Origin of the sequence: Nesterenkonia sp. F (genome assembly GCF_000220985.1) — a bacterium.
GTDB lineage: Bacteria > Actinomycetota > Actinomycetes > Actinomycetales > Micrococcaceae > Nesterenkonia.
This window is the reverse complement of sequence record NZ_AFRW01000010.1, coordinates 1-6,981: the sequence shown is the minus strand read 5'-3', so window position 1 is coordinate 6,981 and position 6,981 is coordinate 1. Positions and strand designations below refer to the sequence as shown.

The following is a 6,981-nucleotide window of genomic DNA, read 5'->3' as shown; positions in this document are numbered from 1 at the left end:
GGGATGGGCGAGGAGCCGACGATGAACTCCTCGTCCTGCTGCATCGAGACTGCGCCGCCGGCCGGCACCTCGACGCTGAAGCGCTCGCCGGCGACTTCGATCCCGGCCTCCACCGGCTCGCCCCCGTCGTTGACGGCGGTGCCGATGAGCCGCGCCGGCTCGCCCTCGCCGGAGGTGATCAGCATGATGTGGCGGAACTCCACGCCGTCGACGTCCTCGACGATGCCGTTGGAGGCCGAGTACTGGTGCGTGGTGGCCTGATAGTTGATCGCGCTGCAGCCGGCCGCGCCGAGCACGGCGGCGGCCGCGAGGGCCGCCGCGGCCGTGCGGCGGGCCAGAGAGGGGGCGTGCTTCACGTCGGGGGTCTCCTCACGGGATGGGATGCGACACGGACGGTGCGACGCAGGTCGTGGCGCCGACGCACCTGGAGCGCACCTGGACGGCTCCAGGATACGACATCGTCGCCGGTCGGCGTCGTGCGGCGCCTCGAATTCTACACGGCGTCGAAGATGTGCGGCGGCGAACCCTATGTGCTGGAACCTGTGGTGCGAGCTTCGACACGCTGGCGCGGCTGTGATCCGTGATAAACTCGTCTGCGGGAAAGGGGAACATATACATGGTTTTTGAGGTCGGCGAGACAGTCGTGTACCCGCACCACGGGGCGGCGACCATCGAAGAAGTGAAGATGCGCACCATCCGCGGCGAGGAGAAGATGTACCTCAAGCTGAGGGTGTCGCAGGGTGATCTGACCATCGAGGTGCCCGCGGAGAACGTGGACCTCGTCGGCGTCCGCGACGTGGTCGGCACCGAGGGCCTGGAGCACGTCTACGACGTCCTCCGGGCGGAGTTCACCGAGGAGCCGGCCAACTGGTCGCGCCGCTACAAGGCGAACCTGGAGAAGCTGGCCTCCGGCGACGTCAACAAGGTCGCCGAGGTCGTGCGCGACCTGTGGCGCCGCGAGCACGACCGCGGCCTGTCCGCGGGCGAGAAGCGGATGCTCGCCAAGGCTCGCCAGATCCTGGTCTCCGAGCTGGCGCTGGCCAAGGACCTCGACGAGGTGCGGGCGGAGAAGCTGCTCGACGAGATCCTCGACGAGGCCCCGGTCCGCGGCGAGTCGGGCACGACCTCCGGCGAGTGACCGCCGGATCGACGATGCCGACGGAACGGCCCGGCTCCGGCGAGGAGCCCCGCATGACGACGCGCCCGGACGCTGCACAGCGCCGGGCGCTCGTCTGTGTGGCCGCCGGCAGCGGCACGCGGCTCGGCCGCGGCCTTCCCAAGGCGCTGGTTCCGGTGGCCGGACGGAGCATGCTGGCCCGCGCGCTGGACGGCGTCGCACCGGAGATCGGCTATGAGCTGGTCGTGCTGGTGCTGCCCGACGACCCCGAGGCCCGTCGGCGACTGGGCGAGTGCGGCACCGAGCTGGCCGCCGCGCTGGGCGTCGACGTCGTGCCGGTCCCCGGCGCCGGCAGCCGGCCGGCCTCGGTGCGGCGCGGGGTCGAAGCGGTCGCCGACCATGCCGCGGCCCGCGGCTGGGCCGAGGAGGACACCGCGATCCTCGTCCACGATGCCGCCCGTCCGCTGACCCCGGCCGCGGTCCACCTCCGCGTGCTCGACGCGCTGTCCGCCGGCTGGCAGGCCGTCGTGCCGGCGGTGGCGGTGGCCGACACCATCAAGGCCGTCGCCGCGCCGGACGCGGATCCCGCCCCCGCCGTGGAGCGAGTCGCCGGGACCCCGCCGCGCGGCGGGCTGCGCGCCGTGCAGACCCCGCAGGGCTTCACCCTGCCGCTGCTCCGCCGGGCGTTCTCCCACATCGGCGAGCTTCCCGACGAGCAGGCCGAGCGGCTCACCGACGAGGCGATGATCGCCGAGGACCTGGGCGTCGACGTCGGGCTGGTGCCCGGCGACGCACGCTCGCTGAAGATCACCACTCCGACCGACCTGCTGGCCGCCGAGGCGCTGCTCAGCAGCATGGAGGAGGACGGTGCGGAGGATCCGCCCGCACCCGATCCGGCCGCACCGTCCGCGCGCGCCGTTCCGCCGGTGGTCGTGCCCCGCGTCGGCGTCGGCCACGACGTCCACGCCTTCGCCGGCGCCGACGAGGATCGCGAGCTGATGCTGGCCGGCCTGCACTGGCCGGGCGAGCGCGGGCTGTCGGGCCATTCCGACGGCGACGTCGTCGCCCACGCCGCCTGCGACGCGATCTTCTCCGCGGCCGGGATCGGCGACATGGGCGTGCACTTCGGCGCCGACACCATCGGCACGACGCGGCCTGAGCTCGCCGGCGCCTCCGGCGTCGTGCTGCTGGCCGAGGCGGTCCGGCTGGTCGGGGAGGCCGGCTTCCGCGTCGGCAGCGTCTCGGTGCAGCTGGTCGGCGCCCGTCCGAAGTTCGGTCCGCGTCGGGCCGAGGCGCAGCAGGTCCTCACCGAGGCCGCCGGTGCGCCGGTGGCCGTCAGCGCGACGACCTCGGACGGACTCGGCTTCACCGGCCGGGTCGAGGGCGTGCTGGCCACTGCGACGGCCGTGCTCGTCGAGGTCGGAGCGGAAGGACCGGCCTGACCCGCGGCGGGACGGAGCGTCGGAGGCTCCGCCGAGCCGGGCACGAGGCCCCGGGGATCCCGCGCCGTCGCCCGGAATCGGTCCGATAGGCTGTGCACGTGGCACTGCGACTCTACGACACCAAGACGGCGACCGTCCGCGATTTCGTCCCGATGGAGCCCGGCCGGGTCTCGCTCTACTACTGCGGTGCGACCGTCCAGGGGCGTCCGCACGTGGGGCACGTCCGGTCGGCGGTGGCCTTCGACATCCTGGTCCGCTGGCTTGAGCACACCGGCTTCGCGGTGACCTCGGTGCGGAACGTGACCGACATCGACGACAAGATCCTGGAGAAGGCGGCGGCTTCATGCGCCGCGGACTTCGCCGGCGGCGCCGACGGCGCCGATCCGGCCCACGAGCCGTGGTTCGCGCTCGCCTATCGCTTCGAGCAGGCCTTCCACGCCGCCTACGACGCCCTGGGCGTGCGGCGGCCCACCTGCGAGCCGCGGGCGACCGGGCACATGACCGAGATGTTCGCGCTGGTCCGGCGACTCATCGAGGCCGGCCACGCCTACCCGGCCGAGGACGGATCCGGCGACGTCTACTTCGACGTCCGCTCCTGGCCGGCCTACGGCGAGCTGACCCGGCAGGCGGTCGAGGACATGCAGGACGCCCCCGACGCCGGTCCGCGCGGCAAGCGCGATCCGCGGGACTTCGCGCTGTGGAAGGGGCACAAGGGGGGCGAGCCGGAGACCGCCGCCTGGGACTCGCCCTGGGGCCGCGGCCGGCCCGGCTGGCACCTGGAGTGCTCGGCGATGGCGACGAAGTATCTGGGGTCGACCTTCGACATCCACGGCGGCGGCCTGGATCTGCGCTTCCCCCACCATGAGAACGAGCTGGCCCAGTCCTCGGCCGCCGGCGACGGCTTCGCCCGGCACTGGCTGCACAACGGCATGGTCACCTACGAGGGCGAGAAGATGTCGAAGTCGGTGGGCAACACGATCTCACCGGACGAGATGCTCGCCGCCGCCCGCCCGACGGCGGTGCGCTACTTCCTGGGACAGGCGCAGTACCGCTCGCCCCTGGACTACAGGCCGGGGGCGCTGCAGGAGGCCGAGGCCGCCGTCGAGCGCATCGAGACCTTCCTGGCCCGCGCCGTCGAGACGCTCGGCGAGGACGCCGTCGCCGCGGCCGCGCAGCAGGTGCCCGGGGAGTTCTCCGCCGCGATGGACGACGACCTCAACGTGCCCGCCGCGCTGGCGGCGCTGCACGAGACCGTCCGGGCGGGCAACACCGCCCTGGACGAGGGGGCGGCCGACGTCGCCGCCGCCCGGGCCGCGGCCGTGCGCACCATGGTCTCCGTCCTGGGCCTGGACGACGTGCCGGAGGCAGGATCCGGCGCCGAGTCGGCCGAACACACCGCGCTGGCCGCGCTGGTCGACGGGCTGCTCGCCGAGCGGGCCGAGGCCAAGGCCGAGCAGAACTTCGCCCGTGCCGACGCGATCCGGGACCGGCTCGCCGCGGCGGGCGTGATGATCGAAGACTCTCGCGAGGGCAGCCGCTGGTCGCTGCCGAAGGAGGCCCGTCGTGGCTAAAGATTCCCGTCCGAAGTCCGCCGCCGTGCGGAAGAAGGAGAAGAAGGGGCCCGTCGTGGGCAGCGGCGGCCAGGGCCGGCGCAAGCTCGAGGGCAAGGGCCCGACCCCGAAGGCGGAGGACCGCGTCTACCACAAGGCGCATCGGCAGAAGCAGCTCGCCGAACGCTCGCGGGCCAAGCAGCAGGCTCGGCAGCCGCGCACCCGCGGATCCGGGCAGGGGACCGACGACGTCGTCGCCGGCCGCAACGCGGTCCTCGAGGCGCTGACCGAGGCGGTGCCGGCCAAGGAGCTGCATGTCGCCACCGACATCGAGTCCGACGGCCGCATCCGCGAGGCGCTGCAGCTGGCCGCCGAGCAGTCGGTGCACATCCGCGAGGTCGGTCGCCGCCAGCTGGACCGCGCCTCCGGCGACGCCGTCCACCAGGGCGTGGCCCTGGTGCTCGAGCCCTATGACTATGCCGAGGCGGGCGAGCTGATCGACGAGCAGCTCCAGCGGGCCCGGAAGGGCCACCTCGCCCACCAGCCGCTGCTGGTCGCCTGCGACTCCATCACCGACCCGCGCAACCTCGGCGCGATCCTGCGTGCGGCGGCGGCCTTCGACGCCGACGGCGTCATCGTCCCGGAGCGGCGGTCGGCCGGGATCACCGCCACCACCTGGAAGACCTCGGCCGGTGCGGCCGCCCGGATCCCCGTCGCCCGGGCGAAGAACCTCACCCATGCGCTGCGTGCCGCCCAGCAGGAGGGATACTTCGTCGTCGGACTGGACGGCGATGGAGACGCCGAGCTGACCGGGCTGCACCTGGCCGACGAGCCGCTCATCGTCGTCGTCGGCTCCGAGGGGCGCGGACTGTCGCGGCTGGTGCACGAGACCTGCGATCAGATCGTCTCGATCCCGATCGCCTCGTCCACCGAGTCGCTGAACGCATCGATGGCGGTGGGCATCAGCCTCTACGAGATCGCCCGGCTGCGCGCCGGCGGCCAGAGCTGACCCGAGCCGGTTCGAACGGGCCGGGGCCGATCGGCGCTGACCGGGGCTGACCGGGCCGACGGGTGCGGACACTGCTCGCGGATCGCCGACGCTTCTGCACGCTCCTGGGGTAGCGTCGGAGCAGATGACCCGGAGCGGCCGGCTCAGGCAGTCGGCCCGTGGGGTCGGAACGGGCCGGCGGGGGAGCAGGACGCCTCGCCGACGGCGAAGGAGGGTTCCCGGTGAAGGAGACGACGATGGCGCCAGTGCGCGGTGAGCAGCTCCCCGGCTTCCTCGACGTGGTCGAGACCTGGCTGGCCGGGCGGGAATGGTTCCCGGCGCGCACCGGTCGGCGGAGCCTGCGCCGCGTCGGCGGGCAGCGGCTCGTGGCCCCCGAGGGGGAGTCCGACACGGGCCTGGTGCTGGAGGTCCACCTCCTCGAGGTCGAGCACGACGGTGTGAAGGACCTGGTCTCGCTGCCGGTCGCGCTGCGCACCCGGCCGTCGGCGCTCGCCGGCAAGGAAGCTTTCATCGGCACGCTGCGCACCGACGACGGAGAGCGCTGGCTCTACGACGGCGCCCGCGACCAGGCCTTCCTCGCCGCCTGGCTGGAGATGGCCCGACGTCGTCGCGGCACCCGCGATGGTCGGGCGCACGGCCGGGCCTTCGCAGACTTCGCCGAGCATGTTCCCTTCACCGGGCGTCTGCGTCGCAGCCCCGTGCCCGGCGACCGCGAGGACGTCGCGCGCACTGTGGTGACCGCCGATGCCGCGCACGGCGTCGACGACGAGGACGCCGTCGTCGTCGACGTGCTGCGTCGCCCCGCGGAGGGGCGGAGCACGGAGCTGGAGACTGCACTGACGCTGACGCAGTCCCGTTCGCGCTCCGTGGCTCCGGTGCTGGGACTCGTCGACGGCGCCTGGCGCGCCCCGGAGGTCGCTGGGTGGGCGGCGACCTCGCGGTGCTGCGCGGGCGGGGCTGCCTCGGAGAGCGGGCGCGCGACGCGGCGAGGACTGCGCTGCGCGAGGAGACGCCCTTCGTCGAGACCGCCCGAGCCCTCGGTCGCGGGCTGGGCACCTTCCATGCTGACCTCGCCGGTGCGCTCGGGGCGCATCCGCAGACCGGGCGGCAGCTGTCGACGATGGCCCAGGACGCCCGTCGGACGCTGGCCGAGCAGTGGAGCGAGGTCGCCGAACGCTTCGACGAGGAGGAGCAGGCCGAGATCGGCGAGGTCGTGGACACTCTGGAGATGGAGCTGCGCGAGGCCGACGAGCCTCAGATGCTGCAGCACATCCATGGCGACCTGGATCTGACCCGGCTGCACGGCGTTCAGGAGGCCGGCGGCACGCGGTGGATCGTCTCCGAGCAGGGCGGCATGGTCGAGCATGCGCTGCCGCTGCGCGACGTGGTGACCGTGCTGATCTCACTGGCCGATGCCGTGATGGAGCGGGTCGAGGAGGCCCCGGACGCGTCGGTGAACTACGCCCGCTGGTACGACGACGCCTCGCGGGCAGTGCTCGCCGGCTATCGGAGCAGCGATGCGGATGCCGCGGGGGTGGACTCTGTCTTCTTCCGGGCAGGGATGCTCTCCGAGGCCTTCGACCTCTTCGCCCGATGGGGCGGACGGTGGGTCTTCCGCCCCTCCATGCTCATTCAGACCGAGTCGTGATCCTCGGCCTCCGCCCTCTCTCCGCAGCGGGGTCGTTCCCATGAGGGAGGACGTCCCCAGGGGGGGCGTGAGCCGGGCCCACGTCCCTGGGGAATGTGACCACGGATACATCGGGGAGTCTGCGGCGGATGCATCGTCGGATGGCCGTGGATCCCCGGCATGACGGGGATCGGTGCGCCGTTCATGCGAAGTTTACATTCGTTCTGAGCCGGTGC

At 73.1% G+C, this 6,981-nt stretch carries 5 protein-coding genes and 2 pseudogenes; 6 read left to right on the top strand and 1 reads right to left on the bottom strand.

Translation table 11 applies throughout. The features are described 5' to 3' along the window. Positions 1 to 356, bottom strand: a pseudogene (locus GU5_RS0100660) (hypothetical protein); the annotation flags it as partial. A gap of 260 nt (positions 357 to 616) precedes the next feature. Between GU5_RS0100660 and GU5_RS13265 the strand changes: the two are divergent. The 6 genes and pseudogenes from GU5_RS13265 to GU5_RS17470 all read left to right on the top strand — a co-directional run bounded on the left by GU5_RS13265 (position 617) and on the right by GU5_RS17470 (position 6,766). Continuing rightward, entirely contained in the window at positions 617 to 1,138 is a 522-nt protein-coding gene (locus GU5_RS13265; RefSeq protein WP_033227655.1) for a CarD family transcriptional regulator, read from the top strand. A 53-nt stretch (positions 1,139 to 1,191) separates the two neighbouring features. Beyond that, positions 1,192 to 2,559: a 2-C-methyl-D-erythritol 2,4-cyclodiphosphate synthase gene (ispF, locus tag GU5_RS0100650; protein ID WP_029513891.1), complete on the top strand. Its 1,368-nt coding sequence runs from the start codon at positions 1,192 to 1,194 to the stop codon at positions 2,557 to 2,559. A gap of 98 nt (positions 2,560 to 2,657) precedes the next feature. Further along, positions 2,658 to 4,130, top strand: a complete 1,473-nt coding sequence (gene cysS / locus GU5_RS0100645; protein WP_029513890.1) for a cysteine--tRNA ligase — start codon at positions 2,658 to 2,660, stop codon at positions 4,128 to 4,130. Then, positions 4,123 to 5,118, top strand: a complete 996-nt coding sequence (rlmB, locus tag GU5_RS0100640; protein WP_010523649.1) for a 23S rRNA (guanosine(2251)-2'-O)-methyltransferase RlmB — start codon at positions 4,123 to 4,125, stop codon at positions 5,116 to 5,118. Before cysS ends, rlmB begins: the two co-directional genes overlap by 8 nt. A gap of 236 nt (positions 5,119 to 5,354) precedes the next feature. Further along, positions 5,355 to 5,624 (top strand): annotated as a pseudogene (locus GU5_RS17810) (hypothetical protein); the annotation flags it as partial. A gap of 416 nt (positions 5,625 to 6,040) precedes the next feature. Continuing rightward, a complete protein-coding gene (locus GU5_RS17470) occupies positions 6,041 to 6,766 on the top strand; it encodes an alpha-1,4-glucan--alpha-1,4-glucan 6-glycosyltransferase (RefSeq protein ID WP_010523647.1) in 726 nt (241 codons plus the stop codon). The last annotated feature ends 215 nt before the right edge of the window (positions 6,767 to 6,981 follow it).